The organism is Paenibacillus sp. N119s (assembly GCF_059447605.1).
Map to the genome: position 1 here is coordinate 1 of NZ_JCAJRU010000405.1, position 2199 is coordinate 2199.

At 51.2% G+C, this 2199-nt stretch carries 2 protein-coding genes; both read right to left on the minus strand.

Features of this window, described 5'->3' with window-relative positions:
- Positions 1–488 (minus strand): hypothetical protein (locus AC5V8P_RS25180; protein WP_495474013.1); only part of this gene is annotated, 488 nt, incomplete at its 3' end.
- Positions 489–645: 157 nt separating this feature from the next.
- On the minus strand, positions 646–2199 hold a 1554-nt coding region (locus tag AC5V8P_RS25185), incomplete at its 5' end, for a WIAG-tail domain (RefSeq protein ID WP_495474014.1).

Sequence of the window (2199 nt, forward strand, 5' to 3'; positions counted from 1 at the left end):
GCTGCTGCTTTTGGAGCTGTTTTTGCTGGAACTGCTTTTTTTACTGGAGCTTTATGGGTCACTTTTTTAGCTACGACATGGTGTGCACGGGTTTTATGTGCTGCTACCTTGCGTTGAACAGCTTTATGTTTTTTTGCATGATGTTTAACTGTGCGGTGTTTTGCTTTCACTGCTTTTACTTTGTGGCTTGCCACTTTTTTCGCAACGGCTTTTTTGGCAGGAGCCTTTTTGGCTTTAGTTGTTGCTTTATGAGCTGTTGCAGCTTTTTTAACAGGTGCTTTCACCTCAGGTGCTTTCACCTCAGGGGTTTTCGTTACAGGTGCTTTTGCCGGTGTTTTGCTAGCAGGAGTCGTAACCACAGAAGCTTTGGCGGCAGGTGCAGTGGTGGCTGGAGTTGTAGTTGCTGTAGCAGCGAATGCACTGCTTGCTCCTCCCAGTACGCTTACTACGGTTAATACGGCTGCTGCATTTTTAGTCCATTTTTTCATGATTGAATCACCTCTCCTTTAAAGTATCTTTAGCTTATCAGGAGAATTCGGGATAATTGTGGAAGAAATATGTGAAAAGTATATGAAAAAAGCGTACAGCTCTGTATCTGAAAAATACATGAGTCTGCACGCTATAAGTGTTACATCATTACCTACGCTAACCGATGGCAATCCAAGAAACAATCCCGTAGTTATGCGCGGTTTCACTCCACTTGGTTACGACGATCACCGCTCCGTGAGTCGTCTGAGATTTCAGCGTCGCATGAAAGAGAGGATGGTTCGTCATCGCTACCAATGTGTAGTCCGGGTTTACAAACGGCTCCCCAAATACAATGGTTACTTCTGTCTCTCCTTCGCTTCCTTTTAAAAGAAACGGCGCTCTACCAAACTGCTGCAATGCAGGCTGATTGGCACAAGTACGGACCGGGGTGATGCTCAAATGCTCTGGCTTCACTGCGTTCAGTTCCAGCTCACGTGAGCCCACGGAACCTTCTACCAGATGATGACCTTCGATGCTCTGCTCTGCCACATGATGACTTTGTACCGCAGCAGCCTGTAGATGCTCTGGACCTACAGCTTCTGGACTCAGCACCTCACTGTCGACGACCTGAGCTTGCAGATGACTGCGGGATATACTGTTCGCCTGGAGTCTGTCGCCACTGACCCCTTCCTCCGGCAAAAGCCCCGTGAGATGAATATCTGTGGACAATTGCGCCAGTGTCACCGAGCCGGGTTTCAGATGATGCGAATCAATGACTTCCTCTGCAATATGACGGCCTTCAATTGCCGCTTCAGCCACATGGCGGGACTCCACCGTTCCAGTTGCGAGTTTGCCGGACGTCACTGCTCCATCTTGTATAGTTTGCTCTGACACCGCCTGCCAGCCGATATGCTGTGATTGAATAGCTCCTGCTTGCAAATGCTCGGACTGGACAGAATCCGGGGCAATGTGCCGGGACTGCACAACCCCCTCAGCCAGTGCTGACTCGTGAACCGCCCCATCGAACAAATGCTGGGAGTGGACGGCATGCTCTGTCAAATGCACGGAGCCTACGCTGGCTTCCGCCAAATGCGAAGCACGTACTGCCCGAAGCGCGAGCTTTTCAGCGTTCACGCTGCCTGCCTGGAGCGCGTGAACAGATACACTCCCTGGCGCAATATGCTGGGTCGTCACTGCTGAAGGCTGCAAGTGGGCTGAGGTGACACTTTCCGGCGCCAAATGGATCGACTGAACGACTTCTTCTGCCAAATGATGGGCCTGCACCGCTTTATCCGTGATATGCCAGGACTGTACGGAATGTGGAGATATTTTGGCAGCAGTCACGACCTCATCCGCCAATTTATCAGACGTAACGGACGCATCCTGTAATGTATCGGTTGATATGGCCTGGGATACGATATGTTCTCCGTAAATGGTTCCATTTTGCAGATGATGCGGTTGAATCGATTCCGGAGCAATATGCGCAGACTTCACTGCACCCTCGGCCAGCGCTGTGTCCTGTACTGCTCCAGCTGCCAAGTGCTGGGGGTGGACCGACTGTGCAGACAAATGCGAAGGACCCACGCTACCTTCCGCCAGATTTGTTCCTTGCACCGAGTGGGCTGCCAGCTTCTCCGAGGTGACGCTTTCCGCTTGTAGCGCACGACTGGACACACTATCTGGAGCCAGATGGCTCGCAAGTACAGCCGAAGACTGCAAGTGAGCTGAGGT